The sequence below is a fragment of the Flavobacterium sp. NRK1 genome (genome assembly GCF_024054175.1).
Lineage (GTDB): Bacteria > Bacteroidota > Bacteroidia > Flavobacteriales > Flavobacteriaceae > Flavobacterium.
Genome location: NZ_JAMXLA010000001.1, coordinates 2,461,732 through 2,483,444 on the forward strand (window position 1 = coordinate 2,461,732; position 21,713 = coordinate 2,483,444).

At 41.3% G+C, this 21,713-nt stretch carries 23 protein-coding genes and 1 other RNA gene; 19 read left to right on the forward strand and 5 right to left on the reverse strand.

The window, feature by feature from the left end; genetic code table 11:
• Positions 1-19 precede the first annotated feature (19 nt).
• On the forward strand, positions 20-877 hold the full coding sequence (locus NHE85_RS11245) for a sialate O-acetylesterase (protein WP_252812126.1): 858 nt from the start codon (positions 20-22) through the stop codon (positions 875-877).
• 97 nt (positions 878-974) lie between these two features.
• On the opposite strand, the gene NHE85_RS11250 is transcribed toward NHE85_RS11245, so the two are convergent.
• From NHE85_RS11250 to NHE85_RS11260, 3 genes are all read right to left on the reverse strand, one after another.
• A complete protein-coding gene (locus NHE85_RS11250) occupies positions 975-1,619 on the reverse strand; it encodes a hypothetical protein (protein WP_252812127.1) in 645 nt (214 codons plus the stop codon).
• A 435-nt stretch (positions 1,620-2,054) separates the two neighbouring features.
• Positions 2,055-2,396, reverse strand: coding sequence for a nuclear transport factor 2 family protein (locus NHE85_RS11255; RefSeq protein ID WP_252812128.1), 342 nt, complete (start codon positions 2,394-2,396; stop codon positions 2,055-2,057).
• A 55-nt stretch (positions 2,397-2,451) separates the two neighbouring features.
• Positions 2,452-3,093, reverse strand: a complete 642-nt coding sequence (locus NHE85_RS11260; protein ID WP_308219352.1) for a (4Fe-4S)-binding protein — start codon at positions 3,091-3,093, stop codon at positions 2,452-2,454.
• A gap of 304 nt (positions 3,094-3,397) precedes the next feature.
• Between NHE85_RS11260 and NHE85_RS11265 the strand changes: the two genes are divergently transcribed.
• The 10 genes from NHE85_RS11265 (at position 3,398) to NHE85_RS11310 (ending at position 12,275) form a co-directional block, all read left to right on the forward strand.
• Complete coding sequence (locus NHE85_RS11265; RefSeq protein WP_308219353.1) at positions 3,398-3,985, forward strand: Crp/Fnr family transcriptional regulator; 588 nt, start codon at positions 3,398-3,400, stop codon at positions 3,983-3,985.
• A gap of 172 nt (positions 3,986-4,157) precedes the next feature.
• Positions 4,158-5,981 carry an amidohydrolase gene (locus NHE85_RS11270; protein WP_252812130.1) on the forward strand — a complete coding sequence of 608 codons (1,824 nt, stop codon included), beginning with the start codon at positions 4,158-4,160 and terminating at the stop codon, positions 5,979-5,981.
• 5 nt (positions 5,982-5,986) lie between these two features.
• Entirely contained in the window at positions 5,987-7,531 is a 1,545-nt protein-coding gene (locus NHE85_RS11275) for a GMC family oxidoreductase (protein WP_252812131.1), read from the forward strand.
• A 394-nt stretch (positions 7,532-7,925) separates the two neighbouring features.
• Complete coding sequence (locus NHE85_RS11280) at positions 7,926-8,078, forward strand: hypothetical protein (RefSeq protein WP_252812132.1); 153 nt, start codon at positions 7,926-7,928, stop codon at positions 8,076-8,078.
• A gap of 237 nt (positions 8,079-8,315) precedes the next feature.
• Positions 8,316-9,230 carry a pirin family protein gene (locus NHE85_RS11285; RefSeq protein ID WP_252812133.1) on the forward strand — a complete coding sequence of 305 codons (915 nt, stop codon included), beginning with the start codon at positions 8,316-8,318 and terminating at the stop codon, positions 9,228-9,230.
• A gap of 26 nt (positions 9,231-9,256) precedes the next feature.
• Positions 9,257-10,279, forward strand: coding sequence for an LLM class flavin-dependent oxidoreductase (locus NHE85_RS11290; RefSeq protein WP_252812134.1), 1,023 nt, complete (start codon positions 9,257-9,259; stop codon positions 10,277-10,279).
• A gap of 10 nt (positions 10,280-10,289) precedes the next feature.
• Positions 10,290-10,517: a hypothetical protein gene (locus NHE85_RS11295; RefSeq protein WP_252812135.1), complete on the forward strand. Its 228-nt coding sequence runs from the start codon at positions 10,290-10,292 to the stop codon at positions 10,515-10,517.
• Positions 10,486-10,770, forward strand: a complete 285-nt coding sequence (locus NHE85_RS11300; RefSeq protein ID WP_252812136.1) for a GNAT family N-acetyltransferase — start codon at positions 10,486-10,488, stop codon at positions 10,768-10,770. Before NHE85_RS11295 ends, NHE85_RS11300 begins: the two co-directional genes overlap by 32 nt.
• Positions 10,771-11,147: 377 nt before the next feature.
• Positions 11,148-11,717: a Crp/Fnr family transcriptional regulator gene (locus NHE85_RS11305; protein WP_308219354.1), complete on the forward strand. Its 570-nt coding sequence runs from the start codon at positions 11,148-11,150 to the stop codon at positions 11,715-11,717.
• Between the two features lie 168 nt (positions 11,718-11,885).
• Positions 11,886-12,275, forward strand: coding sequence for a RidA family protein (locus NHE85_RS11310; RefSeq protein WP_252813301.1), 390 nt, complete (start codon positions 11,886-11,888; stop codon positions 12,273-12,275).
• Positions 12,276-12,409: 134 nt separating this feature from the next.
• Here the strand turns inward: NHE85_RS11310 and NHE85_RS11315 are convergent, their stop codons facing one another.
• Positions 12,410-13,000: a Crp/Fnr family transcriptional regulator gene (locus tag NHE85_RS11315; RefSeq protein WP_308219355.1), complete on the reverse strand. Its 591-nt coding sequence runs from the start codon at positions 12,998-13,000 to the stop codon at positions 12,410-12,412.
• 482 nt (positions 13,001-13,482) lie between these two features.
• Here NHE85_RS11315 and NHE85_RS11320 point away from each other — a divergent pair, with 482 nt between their 5' ends.
• From NHE85_RS11320 to NHE85_RS11350, 7 genes are all read left to right on the forward strand, one after another.
• Positions 13,483-13,851, forward strand: coding sequence for a nuclear transport factor 2 family protein (locus NHE85_RS11320; RefSeq protein ID WP_252812137.1), 369 nt, complete (start codon positions 13,483-13,485; stop codon positions 13,849-13,851).
• A 12-nt stretch (positions 13,852-13,863) separates the two neighbouring features.
• Positions 13,864-14,184 carry a hypothetical protein gene (locus NHE85_RS11325; RefSeq protein ID WP_252812138.1) on the forward strand — a complete coding sequence of 107 codons (321 nt, stop codon included), beginning with the start codon at positions 13,864-13,866 and terminating at the stop codon, positions 14,182-14,184.
• Between the two features lie 103 nt (positions 14,185-14,287).
• Entirely contained in the window at positions 14,288-15,928 is a 1,641-nt protein-coding gene (locus tag NHE85_RS11330; protein WP_252812139.1) for a cyclic nucleotide-binding domain-containing thioredoxin-disulfide reductase, read from the forward strand.
• Positions 15,929-16,145: 217 nt separating this feature from the next.
• Positions 16,146-16,463 carry a GNAT family N-acetyltransferase gene (locus NHE85_RS11335; protein WP_252812140.1) on the forward strand — a complete coding sequence of 106 codons (318 nt, stop codon included), beginning with the start codon at positions 16,146-16,148 and terminating at the stop codon, positions 16,461-16,463.
• Between the two features lie 206 nt (positions 16,464-16,669).
• Positions 16,670-17,575 (forward strand): alpha/beta hydrolase, encoded by a 906-nt coding sequence (locus NHE85_RS11340; RefSeq protein WP_252812141.1) that lies wholly within the window; start codon positions 16,670-16,672, stop codon positions 17,573-17,575.
• An 81-nt stretch (positions 17,576-17,656) separates the two neighbouring features.
• Positions 17,657-18,226 (forward strand): Crp/Fnr family transcriptional regulator, encoded by a 570-nt coding sequence (locus tag NHE85_RS11345; protein ID WP_252812142.1) that lies wholly within the window; start codon positions 17,657-17,659, stop codon positions 18,224-18,226.
• 78 nt (positions 18,227-18,304) lie between these two features.
• Positions 18,305-19,168, forward strand: a complete 864-nt coding sequence (locus NHE85_RS11350; protein WP_252812143.1) for an SDR family oxidoreductase — start codon at positions 18,305-18,307, stop codon at positions 19,166-19,168.
• Between the two features lie 620 nt (positions 19,169-19,788).
• On the opposite strand, the gene ssrA is transcribed toward NHE85_RS11350, so the two are convergent.
• Positions 19,789-20,187, reverse strand: a transfer-messenger RNA (tmRNA) gene (ssrA, locus tag NHE85_RS11355).
• A gap of 193 nt (positions 20,188-20,380) precedes the next feature.
• On the opposite strand from ssrA, the gene NHE85_RS11360 reads away from it, so the two are divergent.
• Complete coding sequence (locus NHE85_RS11360) at positions 20,381-21,601, forward strand: NAD(P)-dependent oxidoreductase (protein ID WP_252812144.1); 1,221 nt, start codon at positions 20,381-20,383, stop codon at positions 21,599-21,601.
• The last annotated feature ends 112 nt before the right edge of the window (positions 21,602-21,713 follow it).

Consider the following 21,713-nt stretch of genomic DNA (forward strand, 5'->3'; position numbering starts at 1 on the left):
TATAAATTATAAAAAATAGATGATAAATTCCTTTTTGATGGTTGGCCAGTCTAACATGGCAGGCCGTGGGTATGTTGAGGATGTTAAACAAATTTATGATGAGCAGATAAAAATGCTGATAAACTGCCGTTGGCAAACGATGACAGAACCCATAAATTTTGATCGTCCAACTGCAGGTATCGGGCTGGCGGCGTCTTTTGCCGGTGCTTGGAGGTTACAAAACAGGCAGGGGCAAATAGGCCTCATACCCTGTGCTGATGGCGGTTCCTCTATTGACGACTGGAATGTTGATGGTGAACTTTTTGAAAATGCTGTATTCAGGGCAAATGCAGCTCTTAAGCTTAGCAAGTTAAGGGGAATCTTATGGCACCAGGGCGAAAATGATAGTTTTGGCGGTCGCTCCGCTGCATATTACAATAAACTGGATGTTATAGTTGACGCATTCCGCCGAGAACTCGATGTCCCTGATATTCCTTTTATAGCAGGTGGTTTAGGTGACTTTTTAAGCAGTGGACGATATGGTAACTATTTTACAGAATATAAAAATGTTAATCAGGCAATTGAAAAATTTGCTGAAACCAGGCCAAACTGTTATTTTGTAACGGCAAAAGGACTAACCGCTAATGACGATGGCCTTCACTTTGATGCCATATCGCAACGAAAATTCGGAATCAGATATTTTGAAGCATTCTTTAAAAAGGAAAGTGTTTTGGCACCACCAAAAAACGAAAATGAGTTGATACATTTAATTCAGGACAGGCCACTTACACCAACCGAAAAGATAGCTTTGTTAGAGATAAGCTTTGCAAAGGGTAAAATTGCATTAAATGATCTTGAGCAACAAATATCTTTAATCAATTTAAATATAAAACCTTAAACTATTCTGACAACTCCATAAGTCTTATTTGAAAAAAATCATTAATTATGTAGTAATAATTGAAGAGGAAATTATTAGAACAGTATACTTGAAGCAATTACCATAAGTTCCAATTGCTTTTAAATTCATAAGGATACTCTATCTCGTTTAGATCCTTTTCTAATTGTTTCCAATCATTAAGGTTATTGTTAATTGCTAATACTATATCTTTCGTGATTTTCTCGCCATTATATATTTTGGTGATTATTTCCAACGGAATAGTTGTATCAAAATATTCTTTGATATGATCGTAGTATGTTTTCGGATCTGCATTAAGTATAGTTAGCATTTTATCTGAATTATCATCAAAATTGTTTAAAATTCCTGTTTTCCATTGTTCTTTGTCATAGTAAGTTGTCCAAATACAAAATGTGGTTCCAATTGAATTTACTGGTTCACCAAACATAAATTCATTGAATATAGAATTTAAATTAGTTGTAATCTTAATTTTATCCTTTAATTCAAATTCATGTGCAAACCCGTTAATAACACATCCGTTTTCGAGAAATAGAATCTGCATTTCATCACCTAACCCATTTCTCATTTGAAAACAATGCTCTCCAACATCCCATTTTGCATTGTACGAATAATACCTAAATTCCCATTTTTGAGATAAAATTGCATCGAGGACAGATATTGCCTTGCAAATATTTTGTAGGTTGTAAATGTCAGGAAGTAAATTGGGGTTTTTAGTAGATGCCATGTTTAATCAGTTTCTCAGCAATCATATAACAAACTTTGGTTACTGTATATTTTCTATTTAATCAAGCACAAGTTTTACAATAGTACAACAAAAAATAGAATGCTGCGATGTGCTTTAAAAAATGATGTCTGTCGAGATATTAGGTACCAGTAAAGATTGCCGTAATCAAATATCAGGCATGGCAAGTAATCCGGAGAATGCTCTACAAGAAAGCCCAAGCGTAGTAGCTAAGGGCTTTTTTAATAGATTTTATGCTGAATATGACAGTTTATTATATTCTCATTCAGCACATTTAGAGAATTATATGAGGCTATCTACAATATCTCCCAGTATATAAATGTGTGTGTTTTGATTGTTAATGCAATATTTTATTCGCCTGTAAAGGTTTGCGCGGGAAGCACTTAAAAGGCTGCTATGGGCAGCCTTTTCATTTTTTCATTCAGGACTCATAAACGCATAATAATGTTTGGCTTTACCATTTTCAAGGATAAAGAAATCCATGCTCTTCAGTGTCCCTTCGCTTGTAATGATCTGGCCAAATAACCTGGCACTGTCCTGAAGGTCTTCAATATCATCGGTAGATGAAAAGAAAAATTTGGGGTCGGCCTGCAGCTTCTGTATGAAATCGGAAATTTCCGTTGTACCGTTAAGTATAAAGTTTTTATCATACATTTTGATGTCGTCTGCATAAATGCTCTTTAAAAGTTCGTCGCGTTTTACACGGTCTTTTTCGTTCCATGCTGCTAAATGCGCCTGTTGTAGTTTTTTGAGTTCCATAATATTATTTATTAAATTGGTTTTAAGTAGCGTATGACCCGATTGTTGCGGCTCATCATCTTTGCTTCACAACAGTAAGTGCGCCGGTCGGACAGCGGAGCACCTGTTCCGATATCCGATCGGCCGATGCGCCGTCAACATTTATCCATGGGTTTTCGCCAAGTCTGAAAACTCCAGGCAGCTGGCTTACGCAACGGCCTGAATGCTTGCAAAGAGACGGTTTCCATGTAATGGCTATATTCTGGTTGGCGTAGTGTCTGCCTTCAGTTTCCGGTTCATCCTGATAAATAAAAGTACGTACTAAGGTATTGCCTTTCAGGATCTTTGATACCGGACAATTTTCAGCCACCTCCAGCAGCTGGTTGTGCTGTTCCTGCTCCAGGCTGGCATCAGGAAAGGACAGGTCGCAGTCTATTGTAGTGGTAATTGTATCCTCTTTACGTACCTGAAAGAGATTGGCCTTCGCCCGGATAGTGGGCACGTCCCAGCCTTGTTTATCGATGAACTGGCGAAGTGTCACTATCTTACAGGAAGCCAGCGACGAAAGTAACAGGCTATAAGGGTCCGGCCCGGTGTCCCTGCCACCGATCGAAGCCGGCTCGTCTGTGACGAAAGATCCATTGCGCCATTCGACATGGCATTGGTATTTTTCACGCCCGATTGTACTGACTACGGGCTGTTGCATTATATATCGCATACGTTGGATTTAGTTTAACCGGATAGCTCCCCGGAAAAATGTTCGCCAGTCCTAATGGAAGAAGCCGGCGAAATCATTTAGGAGGCACTACCCCACAGCAAAAATCACTATTACAGGCATATTTCGACGATGATATTTAATAAAAAATCATGTCGATATATATCAATGATTTACGGTAGCGTAGCGTGTACGAGAAAGTGTTTCAGGCTATTGGTAGTTTTTTTCTGTTTAATTCAAAATTATCATAACAATGCGTCGGTATCGCAACTAATAAAAATTGTCTTAATTTTACCTACGCAAATTAATGATTATGTACAATAACCTTTTTAATTACATATCGCGTTACACGAATACCGAACTTACTGCCCAGGAAGAGGATCTTATAAAAAAAGCCTTCGCCCCTAAAAGACTAAGAAAAAAGCAATTTTTTTTACAGGAGGGCGATGTGTGCCGTTATACGGGCTTTATCATTAAAGGTGCGATGCGCCAGTGTTGTTTTGACACCAAGGGAGTAGAGCAGACTGTTAATTTTTTCGTAGAGGATTATTGGGCCGATGAACGTGAAAGTTTTACATTTATGACACCATCAAAATACAGTATTCAGGCCTGGGAAGACACTCACCTTCTCATTATTACCAGGGAGGGTATGTTGGAGCTGGCAACAAAGGTTCCGAGCCTTTTGGAGATGCTGCGCACTATGGATGACCGGCATGCCATCGCAAACCAGAAAAGGGTAAGTATGTCTATTGGCTGCACGGCAGAGAAACGTTATGAAGATTTTGCTGCCAGCTACCCGCAATTTATCAACAGGTTTCCACTGCATCAGATCGCTTCTTTTTTGGGGATCACGAAAGAAACACTGAGCAGGGTCAGAAAACAATCATTGCGGTAGTCCAAAGGTTTTTACTGTCTATACTTTAAAACCGTTGATAAAAATCAACGGTTTTTTTTATTAATTGTCATCGTCGCATTTGTTGCACAGGTTGCAATTTTGCATACCACGGTACCGTGGGCTACCATGCACTGGGGTGTATTGATAGTTATTAACCTTTAAGCAAACCTTTATGAAAAAAAGAATTACATTACTTGGCCTGATGCTGTTTTCTATAGGCCTCCATGCCCAGTCGGGCGGCACGTATGCCGGAGCAGACATGATCGTATTCCATGCCAAAATAACCACGCAGGCGGCGGCGCAGCCCCATGCTACTGCACTGGCGGTAAAGGGAGGCAGGATATATGCAGTAGGCAACGATGCCGAAATCCTCACCATGAAAGATTCTCACACCAGGGTAATCGACGCGAAGGGAAGCAGGATGATCCCCGGTATTGAGGATTCCCATATCCATCCCCTGAACGAAAGGAATTTTACCCATAAGGTGCGATGGGACGGCGTGCCTACGCTTAAGTGTGCACTCGAAATGCTCAAAGAACAGGCAGAAAGGACTCCTGAAGGGCAATGGGTAAGAGTAACCGGAGGTTGGTCACCATATCAGTTTGCCGAAAACAGGATGCCTACCCCTGAGGAATTAAGCAAAGCGGTACCCAACAGGCCGCTCTTAATCCATTATGCCTATAATTGGGGTTTTCTCAATAAAATCGCAATGAAAGAACTGGGTGTCGGAACAGCCAAGTTCCAAATGCCTGAAGGAACAAAACTCCACAAAGACAAAAAAGGGAATTATACAGGGGTAATTACAGGGAACACCTTTATGTTTATTGCCCTGGAAGGTATGACACCCGGTCCTAAACCCGAAGAGGAAGTGAGCTCGCTGCAATCTGTCATCTATTACCTTAACAGATTTGGTATAACTTCGACGATTGAGTGTGCTGCCATTATCGGTTATCCGGAGGGACATGCGCCATTACGCACCCTTATTGAGGAAAATAGGCTCAATGTTCGTTTCCCGTTTGTTGACCTTGGCCTGGATATGAATCCGAACAGCAACTGGGTCGATAATGAAATTACACGTGTCACTAAAACCGCACCGATAAGCCCGGGGCAGAACCTGCACCCCACAATGGAACACGGTCATGAATATGAGGGTACGGGCGAACTGTTAAGGGCTGAGCTTCACGACCATGAAAATTTTGATGAACCGGCTATTATCATTCCAAAGGAAGTGATGATGAAATATGCACAGGAAGATCTTCGCAAACTCATTGAGAAAAGAATTCCTTTCCGAATGCACGTTACCTATAATGAAAATATAACGACTTTTCTTGACGCACTTGAACAAGTTAATCTTACAACCCCTCTTGACGGGATGCGTTGGAGCTTGGAACATGCCGAAACAATCTCTCCGGAAAACATTGAGAGAGTAAAAAGGCTTGGCGGCGGCATTGCCCTGGATACCAAGATGGCTTTTCACGGAGATGCATTTGCTAAGACACACGGCAGAGAAAAGGCGCTTTACACACCAATGCTCCGTACCCTTGTAAATAGTGGTGTACCCTTGTCTATGAGTTCAGACGGATTCCGTGTTTCACCTGCCAATCCGTGGATAGGACTTAGCTGGATGATAACAGGGAAATCGGTATCGGGTTCTGTTATCTTAGCGGAAGATAACCGTCTGACCCGGGAAGAAGCTTTAAAATTATATACCACTGGCGCAGCATGGTTTGAAAGCCAGGAGCACGATAAGGGAAGGATAGCGCCCGGAAACCTGGCTGATTTCACCCTGTTAAGCGCTGACTATTTTGAGATACCTTCCGATGAGATAAAAAATATCACTTCCGTACTGACTGTAGTAGGCGGAAGGGTAGTATACGGTTCTGGTAATTACAGCAGTCTGTCTCCACAATTGCCTGAAATATTACCGTATTGGTCGCCGATTAAGTATTTCGGAGGTTATTTCGGAGAAAATCCGAGTACTGTTAACGCACGCTAAACAACATGACAGATACCAATAAAACAAGCGGAAATTTTGATTTTATAGTTGTAGGCGGCGGCTCGGCAGGAGCGGTAATGGCTGCCAGATTAAGCGAAAGCGGAACAAAGAATGTTTTGCTAATTGAGGCCGGCAAGCGTTATGAGGCCTGGGATTATCCCCTTCATATAGCAAGTGCCGATAAGCCGGGCGGCGATACGGCCCATAACTGGGGGTACTGTTCCCAGCCAAATGCGGGATATAAAATGATGGAGCTTCCACGAGGCAAAGTGCTGGGCGGAAGTTCAGCAATTAATGGTGCTGTAGCTTTAAGAGCAAGGTCGGAAGACTTAAAAAAATGGGATCTTCCGGGTTGGTCCTATTCAGATATGCTTCCCTATTATAAAAAATTAGAAACGAGTGATTCGGGGAACGAGGAGCATAGGGGATTTAAAGGCCCGATCCCTACACGACAGCTTCTTAGAAGCGACCTGACAGCCATGCAAAATGCTTTTGTTGATTCTGCACTTTCGATAGGTTATAAAGCAGTAGATGATTTTGATGGACCGGAGGCGAATGGCGTTGGCCCATACAGGATGAATGTTGTTAACGGGGTTCGCGTAAATACAGGCATGGCGTATCTTACCAATGAAGTGCGCAGGCGCGAAAACCTAACAATATTGCCATATGTTATTGTGGACCGCGTTCTTTTTGACGGCGCCAATGCGGAAGGTGTCGTCTTAGGGAATGGAAAAAAATTCAACGCGAAAGAAATTATACTCTCAGCGGGAACTTACGGAACCGCCGCAATTTTACTCCGCTCGGGTATCGGAGCTAAAAGCGAACTGGAAAATCTTGCGATACCGGTAGTGGCTGATTTACCTGTTGGACAGCATATAAAGGATCATCCATTTTATAATGTCCCTTTTGCAGCGTACAGTGAAAATGTAACTGAAAAATCTCCCATAATAGGGACAAAGCTGTGGACATCGGCAACAGGTACTAAAGATGAGCTGGATCTGCATATTATTGCTGCCCATACTTTTCCTGACGACCAGAGCCCTACCGGATCGGGATTCGTACTGTCAGCTTCAGTTACAAAACCAATATCCAGGGGAAAGGTCTGGATCGATACAAAAGATCCGAATGCGGCTCCAAAAATTGACCTCAATTTCCTCGGCAATACAGAGGATGTAAATCGAATGGTAGAAGCGGTGAAGATAATCCGCAGGATTGCCTCTGCTGCACCCCTGTCGAATTTTATCCATTCTGAAATTGCACCTGGTGGCACTGTTCAAAGCGATGAAATGCTTGCCGAGACCATTAAAGCAAATGTTGAAAGCTATGCGCATCCGGTAGGTAGTGCCCCTATGGGAGCTACAGATGGCGGCCATGCTGTGGTTGACCTTCAAGGGAAGGTATACCGGGTGAATGGCCTTCGCGTTGCGGATGCTTCCATTTTTCCGGATATCATCTCGGTGGCAACCAACATAACTGTAATCGCCACAGCTGAAAAGATTGCCGATCAAATAATAACTTCTGACTTTACAAATGCCCCCACTTTTGAATAACCATTAAAAAGCTGTTGATAAATGTCAACAGCTTTTTTTATCATTTATCGTCGTTTCCCACCTTTCCATTGCAGTAGTTTTGATTGGGTTTGTTTTCTCCTGGTTCGGCCATCAGCCAAGATAATATGGATCTGGTCCAACCCGAACGGTATTATTTGAATGAACGGACTTGTAACTTTCTGCGAATTACAGAGCAGTGTGAACTATGCCCCGGTTATTGATAAGACAATTACCAAACGCTATTATACTAACATATATCTTGTCAGGATCGGTAGGGAATATTCCTTATAATAAAATCTATGCGCAGGTGTGCCCTGACCGGAAGTTAAATCAGCTATTGAGAATACTATGATTTTCACTATCTTTTAGGTGTCAATTATTTAATGGAAACATTATGGATAACAAGGCAATATTTTTAGCGGCAAACGATAAGATAACTAAAGGGGACAACGAAGGCTTTCCTGGCTTTTTGCTTAGAGGATGTGATATGGGAATTCATCGGCGATCGTGTGCCGGAAGGCAAAACAGCCGTGTGGGAATATCTTAAAGAAAATTATACAGAGCCTCCGGTTTTTGATGTGCAGCACTTCATAGGGAGGTAATTACGTGAGCGCAATCGGGAAATCACGATGAAGAATGCCGTCGATATCCCCCGCACTTATTCGTACTGCGATGTCTGGCGCTTTAGTGACGGAAAGAGGGCTGCACTGCAGGCTTTTGTAATCGAACTATAGGAATAATTAACCTTCTTTACACAATATATACACTATAAATAGTTACCAATATGCTTGATTTAGTAATACCTACGCGACATGCAGAAATAACCCCGGGCTTTGCAGTTAAGAGGATACTCCCTTACCAGCTACGGAGGATGATAGGCCCCTTTATCTTTATGGACCACGGCGGACCCGTAGACATTCCGACAGAACGCGGATCGAACCTCGATGTACTTCCGCATCCTCATATCGGGCTATCAACCGTAAGCTACCTCTTTAGCGGCAATGTTACCCACAGAGACAGCCTTGGGGTAGAAATGGTTATAAAACCTGGTGAAGTAAACTGGATGACCGCGGGAAAGGGTATCGCCCACAGCGAACGCTTTGAGGATCCCGCGATCCTGGCGGGCGGGCAACTGGAGATGATCCAGACCTGGGTAGCTTTGCCTGAAAAGGACGAGGAAGGCGACCCCTCATTTATGAACTATACCGCAGAGCAATTACCGGTTTTTACCGACAAGGGCATCTGGATGCGCCTTATTGCCGGAGATGCCTACGGGCTGGCCAGCAGCGTGAAGACCGCCTCGCCCTTGTTTTATGTACATGTGGTTTTGCAGCAGAGTGCGCATTTTGGCTTGCCAAAAGGGCATAGCGAAAGGGGGTTGTATATCGTAAGAGGCAGTCTGGAGGTAAATGGAGTGGTTTACCCTGCCGGAAACCTATTAGTTTTTACAAAGGGCGTCGACCCCCTGATCATCGCAAAAGAAGCGGCAACACTGATGCTGCTGGGTGGTGAACACCTGGGCGAGCGGCACATCTGGTGGAATTTTGTATCGAGTCGTAAAGAGCGTATCGAACAGGCAAAAGAGGACTGGAAACAGGGCCGCATAATATTGCCGCCCAGTGACGACAGTGAGTTTATACCCTTGCCGGAAGACAAGTACAGGCCGGCAGGAGGGCCACCACCGGGAGCACTTTCATAAATAATACATAACAAAAAAAAACAATAATGGAAATAGGAATAGACAGTTTTGCCTCGGCCATGTATGGCGAAAATAGCCTGAGCAGCGTTGATGCCATGGAACAGCTGCTTGAACGTATCGTGAGAGCTGACGAGGCAGGCCTCGATGTGTTCGGGATCGGCGAGCACCATAAAAAAGAATTTTTGGACTCCGCTCCCGATGTTATCCTTGCTGCTGCGGCAGCCAGGACAAAACGCATCCTTTTGGGCAGCGCCGTGAAAGTATTGAGTACCGATGACCCTGTAAGGGTGTACCAAAGCTTTGCCACGCTGGACCTGATCTCCAGAGGGCGGGCCGAGATCGTAGTGGGCCGAGGCTCGGCGATAGAAGCGTACCCGCTTTTTGGCTATAGCCTGAAGGACTATGATGCACTGTTTAAGGAAAAGCTGGAGCTGCTGCTGAAGGTACGTGACAATGAATATGTCACTTGGTCTGGCCAATTCAGGGCGGCATTGGACAACCAGCCGGTCTATCCAAGGGCCTTACAGGAAAAGCTACCCGTATGGCTGGGTGTAGGGGGAACACCGGAATCTTTTATCCGTGCCGGTTCTTTGGGGCTTCCTCTCATGGTCGCGGTTATCGGTGGGGAAACAGAACGTTTCCGGTCGCTGATAGATCTGTACCGTGAGGCGGGCCGCAGCGCGGGCTTTGCTCCCGGGCAGCTTAAGGTCGGGCTACATTCCCCGGGCTATGTGGCCGAAAGTGATGAAAAGGCTATTGCTGACTATTATCCGGGCTATCAGGAATTGTGGACAAAATTAGGAAAGGAGCGGGGCTGGCCGCCGGTGACCCGCGGGCAATTTGACGCGCTGATCGCACCAAGGGGGGTGCTGGCCGTTGGCGGGCCCGAAGAAGTAGCTAAAAAACTGGTAAGGCACAGTAAAGCCCTTGGTGGAATTGACAGGTTTACCTTCCAGATGGATAATGCGGGGCTGACACACCAGCAATTGCTGCAATCCATTGAGCTGATTGGCACAAAAGTCATTCCGCTTGTAAAGAAAATTCTATAGTCATGTCACATTGTCAACATTATGTCGTTTCCCGGAAGTAAAATTCAGCCTTTGGGTCTGGCTTAAGGCTGACCTGATAAGCGGCTACAAAGACCGTTTTGAAGAGGCCCATCAGACCGTTACTTTCCTTTTGTGCCCGGTGCCTATTCCGGCCTGGCAAAATCATACCGGCTCAATTAGAAAAGCAATAATAATTATAAAAAGCAATGGAAATAATATTAAAAGAAAATGGCAGTAAAGGTTTTGCCATGGCAAGTGAGAATAACAAACGTGCAGGGATGATGACCTATTCGATAGCAGGCCCTGAGCTGATTATCATAGACCACACCGATGTTGAACCTGATTTCAATGGCAAGGGTGTCGGCAGACAATTGCTGTATGCTATCGTAGAAATGGCAAGGGAAAAAAATATAAAGATTATCCCTTTATGTCCGTTTGCGGCATCTGTTTTCAAGAAGATGGATGACATTAAAGATGTGCTTAAAGCCTGAACAATTTGTTGTGTCCATCCCCGGAGGGATGGATACCTTTTTGAGAATGCCAGAACATTTCCAGGGATGTATGCTTTCACATAGTTGATTATTCCTTAAAGGGGATGATACTGGTAAACTTATAAGTAATGATGAAAGGTCTTACTCTGAACGTGTAAACCTTGGATTTCATGCAAAATGACTGATAGGAAAATAAGGAATTGGCAATAAATTATTGAACGTAAAACCTTGCCTGACTTGTGGCTGGTTACGATTACCAGCTAAATTTGGAGATGCACAGCTTTAATTTACGAATTTTATCTATTTTTATTTAAGGAAACAGGTTAGAATTCCTTTAAAGCGGAGGCTTAACCGAAAGGTATAGTTTTAACAAATAAATGATGGAGCAATTATTCAGGGCACATATAGAAAGGGTTATCAGGCTGACCGATGAAGAGTTCGGGCTATTGATGTCGCATTTTTCGTTGAAGAATTTTAAAAGGCGTGATTTTCTGATCCGAAAAGGCGAAAGCGTCAAATATACGTTTTGGGTAGTATCAGGACTTTTAAAGCTTGAACATGAGGATGCCTCAGGAAAACAGCATGTAGTGGCCTTTGCTATGGAAGACTGGTGGGAAGGTGATTATTATGCGTTCTATAACCAAAGCCCTGCCACAATGTCCCTGCAGGCCCTTGAAGATACCCAGGTGCTTTGCATGACCCTTCAGGATTATAATGCCTTATGCACAACCCTTCCCAAAATCACCTATTTCTTTTTAGAGAAAGCAAACAGGGGACACATTGGTTCTCAACAACGCATTGTGGAATTGATCAGCGCAAATGCAAAAGAGCGTTACGATAAGCTCTTGAGTAGGTATCCCGCGCTATTCCAGCGTGTTCCCCATACCCTTATCGCTTCTTATCTTGGTGTCACAAGGGAAACCCTGAGCAGGTTATTGACGGCTTAATCCACCTGCCTGTAATTGTGAGATTTGTCACGGAAAATAAGCCGTGTATCCGGCGAACTTTGCAAAATCGATTTAATACAGAAGATCATGAAAAGTTTCGTTACGATTTTAGCACTCACATTAGTAACAGCAGCACCGATTACGGCGCAGGATAAAAAAGTAAAACATATGGAAAAACGTGAAATTAACCCCTGGAAATGGCAGGACGACCGTAATTATGTCCAGGCAGTAGAAGTAAAAAATCCCGAAGCTACATTATACATTTCAGGGCAGACGGCTATTAACGCAAACGGTATATCGAGCAATGAAGATATGCGTACCCAGCTGACAAAGGCCATTGAAAACCTTGAGACTGTAATTAGAGAGGCAGGGTATGAGCCTAAGAACATAGTGCGCTTAAATGTGTACACGACCTCCCACGAAGAATTCTTTAAAGAATGGGACGTATTGCAGGGCTGGACAGTAAAAAATGGTATAAAGCAGGCAGGTACCTACCTTGAGGTAAAATACCTTTTTGAGACCTTAAAGGTTGAGTTAGAAGCTACGGTCGTAAGGTAAGTATGTGGCATGCAATATTCCTACAGGTCCGACCGATCTGAAAGGGTGTCGTAGCACATAACGCGATAGAGGTTGGTGATTTCCGGAAAGGGAACACCGACCTTTTTTTTATGAATGAAAGTTGCTTATTGTCCTTAACCCTGTCGTTTGATACGGCTAAGGGTATCTTTTGTAATACCGAGGTACGATGCGATGAGGTGCTGTGGGAAGCGTTCCAGAAAATCAGGATGGGAGGCGACGAAATCGGCATAGCGTTTTTCAGCCCCCCCACTTATTGATGACGTGAGCCTTTTTAAGTTGGCGACACTGTTTCTGTCGTCCATTATCCTCACCATTTCAGCAAATGCAGGGCAGCGGTTCAGCAGCTCTATAACGTCAGTTCTGGTGATCAGTAATAATTCGGTATCCTCCCAGGCATCAATATTGTATCGGGAAGGTGTAAATGTTGTATAACTTTCGCGGTCGCCTACCCACCAGTTCTCAATGAACAGTTGTACGATGCATACCGTACCCTTGTCGTCAACGGTATATTGGCGCATTGCGCCATTTACGATAAACCCGTAGTATTTGCAGATATCCCCTTCCTGTAAAAAGTATTGTCTTCTACGCAGCCGCTTAGGCGTAAAATAAGATTTTATAATCTCAAAATCGCTTTCTGATGCCCCATTGGGCAGATACCGGTTTATATAATCAAATAGTTGTTTCATCATTCCTCCTAAAAGCAAAAATAAGCTTTTTTTCTTAGTATCGGAAGTGCCGGGAATTACTGGGACTACAGTTCTGGGTAGAGGAGCTATAACACCGCTGCTAAAGATGAGCCTAAAAAGAATGAATAGACATTTGTATACTTTTTTTTTTGACAAATGTCATCGTTATTTTTTTGTATAAAAAGGAACTTTGTGTTGATATGCTTATGATTTTAACTATTGCAGTTAAATGTATGATGTAGCTACCTGTAGAATGTGGGAGATTGGTAACAGCAGCTACACCTTCCCAGATTTTGTGTTTACAAAACTTAAACCGGTTATTATTAACAATAGATAGGCAGGTTTATATGGTGCAGGCCCAAAAACGGCAAGCATCTGTTGGTACGGGGATGGATATAGCCCATTTTTAGAACGGCAGGATCAAATCTCTACACGTATTCCTGATTAAATAACAAAAGGTGACAAGGCGAAAATATCATTAAAAACTTAATTGTATTAAAATGACAAATAAAGAGATCATACTAAGAGCAATGAATGAATTGTTTCATGAAAAGGATAGCGAAGCAATAGAGCGTTATTGGCATAAGGAATATAAACAACACAATCCGTCTATGACAGACGGCCATCAGGGACTTAAAAATTTGCTTCCTGTTCTAGATGCAGGCTTTAAATGGAAACCTGGGATAATTGTTGAGCAGGGCGATATTGTTATTACCCACAGCCAGGTTCAAGGCTGGGGGCCGGCTCCTGTAATTGTTGTCGATATCTTCAGGTTAGAAGACGGAAAAATAGCAGAACACTGGGATGTGGTACAGGAAGAAGTTCCTGCTTCAAAATCAGCCAGCGGCAATGCAATGACATCATTTTAATCTTATCTAAAAATGAAAAACTATCTGACAGGCAATACATACATGATGGAAACGGACTTTTTAAAAGTCAGGCTATTTTTTGAATCAGACAATTCATTGGTATTTACAATATTGGACGGAGAACTAACAGCGGTAGGACATACCGAAAAAGTTGAAACGACCATCGCCGAAATCCGTCCGAAGGTTTACATGGTTGCTTGGAAAGAAATTTCCGGTGCTACGGTAACTCACGTGGAGGATCATGAAAATGGAATAGTGTATAGTAACGCAACTTTGCCGGATGGAAACTTTTACACTATGAGGGGCACTATACAACCTATTAAGCAAGCCTAACTGTCTGATTAAACGTTAAAAAATAATAATAGCCAGAAATTAAAATCATTCTGTGTGGACTCAAATAAATAAAAAATAAGCTAATAGTAAAATAGTACGTACAATGACCGATCCAAGATTTCCTGTTTTGACCCAAAAACAAATTAGCATACTTAAAGAATCAGGTACTGTAATAAACTTTGAAAATGAAACGGCAGTTTTTAAAGCCGGGGATAGCGCGTATGATTTTTATGTTGTTTTAGACGGAGCAATATTTATAAAAGATCCGATTAATCAAAATCAGATTTTGGCATCCCATGGTATAAATGAATTTACCGGAGATAACAGTATGTTATCTGACAGGAGTATTCCTTTTAGCGCCTATGCATCAAAAGGCAGTACAGTCCTGCGTATTACTCCCGCTGAACTTAAAGAAGTTATTTCCAAGCATAGTGATATATCTGATATCCTTTTGAGCGCCTTCATTCAGCGACAGGAAACCATGCTGAAAGAATTTAGTGGGGGTATCAAAGTGATAGGTTCTGAAAAATCTAAGGATACTTATGTTTTACGCGATTTTATGGAGAAAAACCATATCTGGCATACTTTTCTGGACACAGATGTATCTCAAGAGGCACAACAACTTTTAGAAAATTTTGGACTGAAGGAGGGAGATTTACCCATTCTTATAAGCATTACCGGAGAGATCTCGAAAAAACCTACACTTGCAGAACTTGCCAAACAAACAGGTGTCCTCATTGAGTATGGAGATGAACTATTTGATGTATTAGTTGTGGGTGCAGGACCGTCAGGACTGGCTGCAAGTGTTTATGCAGCTTCGGAAGGATTAACTGTCATAACAATTGATGGTAATGCTCCCGGAGGGCAGGCAGGAAAAAGTTCAAAAATTGAAAATTACTTAGGATTCCCTACCGGCATCTCAGGTAACGACCTTGCAAATAGAGCATATATTCAGGCACAGAAATTTGGCTGTACCATTTCAATCCCACACAAGGCCGAAAAAGTGGAGTATAACGGGAACTATTTTACATTGTGCGCGTCCAATGGGAAAAATATAAAAGCTAAAACCATAATTGCAGCCACAGGTGCTAATTATAGACGCCTGCCAGTAGAAAATGTTGAAAAATTTGAAGGCAGCGGTGTTTTTTACTCTGCTACAGGGATGAACGCCTCAGCGTGTAAAAACGAATTAGTTGGAGTTGTTGGCGGCGGAAATTCGGCAGGTCAGGCGGCATTGTTTTTAGCAGACCATGCCCACCAGGTCCACGTAATTATTCGTGGCAATGATTTAGGAGACAAAATGAGCGATTACCTGGTGCAGAGGATTTATACTACCCCTAATATTATTGTACATAAGAATAGTAATATTACACAGCTTAATGGAGCACATTACTTAGAATCTTTAGTACTTGATACACAAGGCAGCAAACAAACCATAGGAATTTCCAATTTATTCACATTTATAGGTGCAAAGCCGTGTACGGAATGGTTAAACGGGATTGTATCTATGGATGAAAGGGGATTTATATACACCGGTGCAGACGTTACGGAGGGTGCATTAACCCGATGTTCTATCTATAGTCAAAGGAAGCCGCAATCCCTCGAAACCAGCATTCCAGGATTTTACGCCGTTGGAGACGTCAGGAAAGGATCTGTAAAAAGGGTTGCTTCTGCGGTTGGTGAGGGTTCGATGGCAATAAGCCAGATCCACCAGTACTTAGCAGAATTAGTTATGACTGTTTAGAACGTGGTGTAAATTTATAAGGCTTTTATTTCGACGACCCCCCGACAGCAACTCTGTTGAGCTATATGCAATAGGCTCATAGTATATTGGACAAGAGAAGATTAGAAAGCAGTAGAGTTGTGCAGTAAACATTTGTACATAATAGATTTATTAATAAATACAAATAATAAAAGTGTAGTGCAGTATAACAACAACGCTATTGTAATAAATTACGACGATGAAAACAATTTTTGAAGATATTCCTTTGCTCAAAAATGAGAAAAAGAGACGTTTCGAAATAGAAATAGAGGGGAAATATGCATTTATAAATTACGGGGAATTTGGTAACCAGATAGCACTGGTTCATACTGAAACAGATCCTGAACTGGCAGGGAAAGGTGCCGCAAGCGCGGTAATAGAGAAAACACTGCAGTACCTTGACAACAACCAGATAAAATTACTTCCATTTTGCCCGTTTGTATTTGCCTTTATACAAAGAAATCCTGACTGGAAACGTATAGTCAGCAAAAAGTTTAGAGGGTACGATAAACTATAAAAAAAACTAAACATGATTGTAGTTAATGCAGGAATGGAAAATATAGAATAGTGTATAATGAATTGAAATCTACAAGGAAAGCTTTAATTTTTTTTAAGGGGCATAATATGAAAATAGATTACACGAAGTGAACTTACTTTCTATAAATAGAAAGAGGATGTTGAAAATTGTAAGGACAATTGAATATAATATCTAATTATAACGAAATGGAAAAAGTAAAATTCAAGAACAGGGATTGGGATGTTGCCGCAAATATCCATCTACCAAAGGATTTCGATCCTTCTAAAAAATATGCAGCCATTGTATGTGTGCATCCCGGTAGCAGCGTTAAAGAACAAACGGCAGGGCTTTATGCGGCAAAATTAGCGGGAGCGGGATTTATAGCCCTTGCTTATGACGCCTCTTTTCAGGGTGAGAGCGGTGGCGAACCACGTTACCTGGAAGACCCTGCGACCAGGGTTGAAGATATACGTTGTGCAGTAGATTACCTTACCACCCTGGGATATGTAGATGAAAACCGCATCGGAGTTTTAGGCATTTGTGCAGGTGGCGGTTATGCTGCAAATGCTTCATTAACAGAACGCCGTATAAAGGCGGTAGGTACTGTTTCGGCTACTAATGCAAGCCGGGCATATTCTGAATCAGATGTATTGGGAACATTGGAAGCTGTAGGGGCGCAGCGGACTGCCCAGGCCAGGGGAGAAGCAGCAAAGATTGTACCCTGGACACCGGAAAGTGCAGAAGATGCAAGGCAAAAGGGAATGGATGAATTTGATATGCTGGGAGCGATTGATTACTATCGTACCCCACGAGGCGAATATCCTACCGCCAATAATAAGCTGCTCTTTACAAGCATGTCTGAACTTATAACCTTTGACGCATTTCATCTTGCCGAGCGTCTTTTGACCCAGCCATTACTCATCATTGTGGGGGATAGAGTTGGTGCCTTCGGTTCATATAGGGATGGGTTTACGCTTTTCAATAAAGCAGCTTCAGCGAATAAGAAAATCCACGTTGTTAAGGGGGCAGGCCATTATGACCTGTACGACCAGCCTGAGGCAACAGGGGAAGCTCTGGAGAAACTAATTCCATTCTACAACGAAAATCTGTAAAGAAACATATTGCAACAAACGGGGTGTTCTTTTTTACCAAATGGTAAATACATTTTTTGCACAATATTATATCTTTCCAGCATGAAAGCATTTATTGATTACATATTACAGTTTGGGAATCTGAACCAACAGCAGACAGACCTGATAATAAGCAAGGCAAAAATACTGGAGCTTCATAAGGAGCAATATTTCTCAGAAGCCGGAAAGATTCCAAGACAGATAGGATTTCTTCTTGAAGGCGTTGTTCGTTTCTGCTATTATAATAACAGAGGTCAGGAGATTACCCATCATTTCATTGAAGAGAACAATTTTGTTTCAGATCAGCAAAAGTTTGAATCACAGGTAGTAGCGTCAGAATACATACAGGCAGTTACTGACTGCAGGTTGCTTGTTTTTTCAAAGAAAGATTGGGATGATATCGGAAATACCATTGTTGGCTGGGACAGTATCACAGGACTAATCTTAAAAAATTGTTTATTAAAGACAATTGAAAGGAGGAGCCCGCTGGTTTCAGAAGATGCAACGACACGTTATTTATCGTTTATTGAAAATTTTCCTAACCTTTTGAATCGAGTACCTCTTTCTTATATCGCCTCTTATTTAGGAATTACGCAACAATCATTGAGCAGGATACGAAAAAATATTCGTTGAGGTTACTTTTTATCATATGTTAAATGATATGTTTTTTCAGGTAACGACCTTTGTACTATTATTTTAAAGCATAGAAAAATGAACAGGAAAATTGTATTAATAACCGGAACAAATAGCGGTTTTGGATGGTTTACAGCACATAGTGTTGCGGCTTTAGGACATAAAGTTTATGCTACCATCAGAGATATCGACGGAAAGAATGCTGATAAAGCAAAAGCTTTGGAGCAGGTAGAAAATGTAACAGTTTTAGATGTCTCGTTAACGGATGAAATAAGTGTAAAAAGTGCCATAGACACTATTATTGCCAAAGAGGGGAGAATAGATGTACTGGTTAACAATGCGGGCGCAGCAATGTTCGGAGTGGCTGAAAGCGCTACTACTGACGATGTACAGCGATTGTTTGATGTTAATGTTATTGCCCCCTGGAGATTGATGAAACTGGTTTTGCCTTATATGCGCAAGCAATCTGACGGGCTCATCATCAATGTTTCAAGCGGGTGGGGCAGGTTTGCTGCTCCTTTCACAGTTGTTTATAGTGCTTCGAAGTTTGCTTTGGAGGGTTTAAGCGAAGGCCTGCATTATGAAGTACGACCTTTGGGTGTTGATGTAGCTATTGTTCAACCGGGCGCTTTTCCTACTGAGATGTCCCAAAAGATACAGACAGGTTATGATGAATCAGTTGTCGATGATTACAAAGCAATAAATAATGTTTCCAATAAATTATTTGCTGCCATTGGTCAAATGTTTGAAACTGTAAATCCAAACCCACAGGAAGTTGCAGATGCGATTGTGAACCTTATCAGCTTACCAAAGGGGCAAAGACCATTAAGAACTGTTGTGGACCGTCCTACCGGAGAAATTACTAAAAGAGCCAATGAGGCTGTACAAGCTGAATTCGAAAATGTATTGAAAGCATTTGGTATGGAAGATTTATTGGCTTAAACAATCAAAATTCCTATTTACTGAACTCCTGAATAGAGGGAAATAGGATGTGAAATTTCATCAGCCTTCTTAGCTATGTATACTTGGATAGAATAACGTGAAGGATAAAAAAATAAAAGATTGTGGAGTTTTGGATACTTCCACTACGGAGTTTAGACGTTATATAGCCTGCCATAATGTGAGCAGGCTATATTATCTAATAGGCTCATGGGATTCTCCATGAGCCGAATATTTCAATGTCAAGACAGACCAATTCGGAGTATAGGAATGATTTTTCACGTGAAGACCTGAAGCTAGGAAAGTATTATATATAACCCTCAGAGGAGTTTCAAATTAATTCTACGACTATATGGATATGATTCTAGATGCTACTGATCCTTAGGTTTTCTAAAGTCCACCGGCCAATATCAGGGGAAACATAGTAAAGCTTACCAATTTGATTCAATATGACTGAAAATCTTCACGATTCGGTATTTGGGGGTTTTTTACCAGGAATGCTGCGACTGATGTATTTTAATAAATTGGGATTTATTTTTTATACTATTGCAGAAGCTAAGTAGCTTATGAAGTATTAAACAAAAAAATAACACCACCGTCTTCCAGTGGCGTTATTTGTCTTTCTGTGGAATCGCCGGGAATCGAACCCGGGTCCAAACAGGGAAGCAAAGAGCTTTCTACACGTTTAGTTTCCGCTTAATTTTTCGTTATTGTGCAAGGCCGGAAACTACCACACAATACTTAGCTTCTGTTTTCTCAAAACCCCCGCGAAGCAAAAGGATTTCCAGGTTTACTTTTACGGTTCCCCTATACAAAACGCCATAAACCAAGGCTTTTTAGGAGAATCTCGCTTTCCTGCCTTGCAGGAACGAGGCTAATTCTTACTATAATTCAGATTAAGCAGCAAGAGCGTAGTTATTTTCGCCGTTTAATGTTCGGAGCTAAGGTATTTACGAGAACTAACTCCTGTTCTCGACGTGCTTACTGTTCAATTCGGCCTGCTGTCAAAACCAGTCGACCCCATTAAAATAATATTATCAAAAATAATACCATTTCTTATGCAAAGATAGTGATATATTTTTTAAATAATAATTGGTGATAGACCGAATTACTGTTATATTTGAGAACATTTTTTAAGTTAGTGTTATATTATTTAAAAGGTAACGTTTGAAATGATATTATACTAACAAATCTGGATTAAAAAAATTGATTGCAATGAAATTTGGGATAATAAAGGAAAGGAAATCACCGCCGGATAAAAGAGTAGTTTTTTCTCCTGATGAATTGGTAGTGCTGAGTGAAAAATATCCGGAAGCTGAGATTAAAATTGAAGCGTCAGATGTTCGCATTTTTAATGATGCAGAGTATGCTTCAAAAGGATTTCAGATAACTAATGATGTATCTGACTGCGATGTTTTGATTGGCGTAAAGGAAGTTCCGGTAGATTATCTTATACCTCATAAAAAATATATATTCTTTTCACATACTATCAAAAAACAGCCATATAATCAAAAATTGTTACAGGCTATAATTGATAAAGAAATTGATTTATATGATCATGAAACTTTTGTAGATGGTAATGGTAAACGCCTGATAGGTTTCGGTAAATATGCAGGAAATGTTGGAGCTTATAATTGCTTTAGGGCATTTGGTATTAAATATGAACTGTTTAATTTGCCTAAAGCCGAGACATTTCCGGATAAAGCTGCTATAATTTCCAAGCTTAAAAAGCTTGTTTTGCCTCCGGTAAAAATTGTATTAACAGGTAAAGGTAAAGTAGGTTCAGGAGCGAAGGAGATACTCGATGCTATGAAAATCAAAGAAGTATCTGTAGAAAATTACTTTTCTAAAAATTATAACGAGCCGGTATATGTTAATATAGACGTAGAACACTATAATAAAAGAAAAGACGGCAAACCTTTTGAAAAGACGGATTTTTATGCAAATCCATCTGAATATGTTTCAGACTTTGAACGCTTTACAGAAGCATCTGATATTTTTATAGCTGGACATTTTTATGGAAATGGTGCCCCTGTAATACTGTCTAAAGAAATGCTTGCTGCTGCAGATAACAGAATCAAAGTTGTAGCCGATATTTCATGCGATGTGGCAGGACCTATAGCTAGTACTTTAAGAGCTTCAACTATTGCAGAACCTTTTTATGGTTATCATCCTTATGAGGGTAGGGAAGTCGATGTGCATCATCCTGCTGCAATAGTAGTAATGGCTGTAGATAATTTACCTTGTGAATTACCTAAGGATGCGAGCGAAGGCTTTGGTCAAATGTTTTTAGAGCACATAATGCCGGCATTTTTTAATGGTGACAAAGATGGTGTGTTAAAGCGAGCCCAGTTAACTGAAGGAGGGAAGCTTACAAAGAGGTTCAGTTATCTTAGTGATTATATAAATGAAAAAGAAAATGTGCCCCATATATAGGGGCTTTTTTTTGGTATTATTTTAAAAATTTACAGGATGTATATTTAAAATTAAGTAATACCTATAATTACTTAAATGTAATATTTAAAAAAGTTTATTTTTTGTAATATTT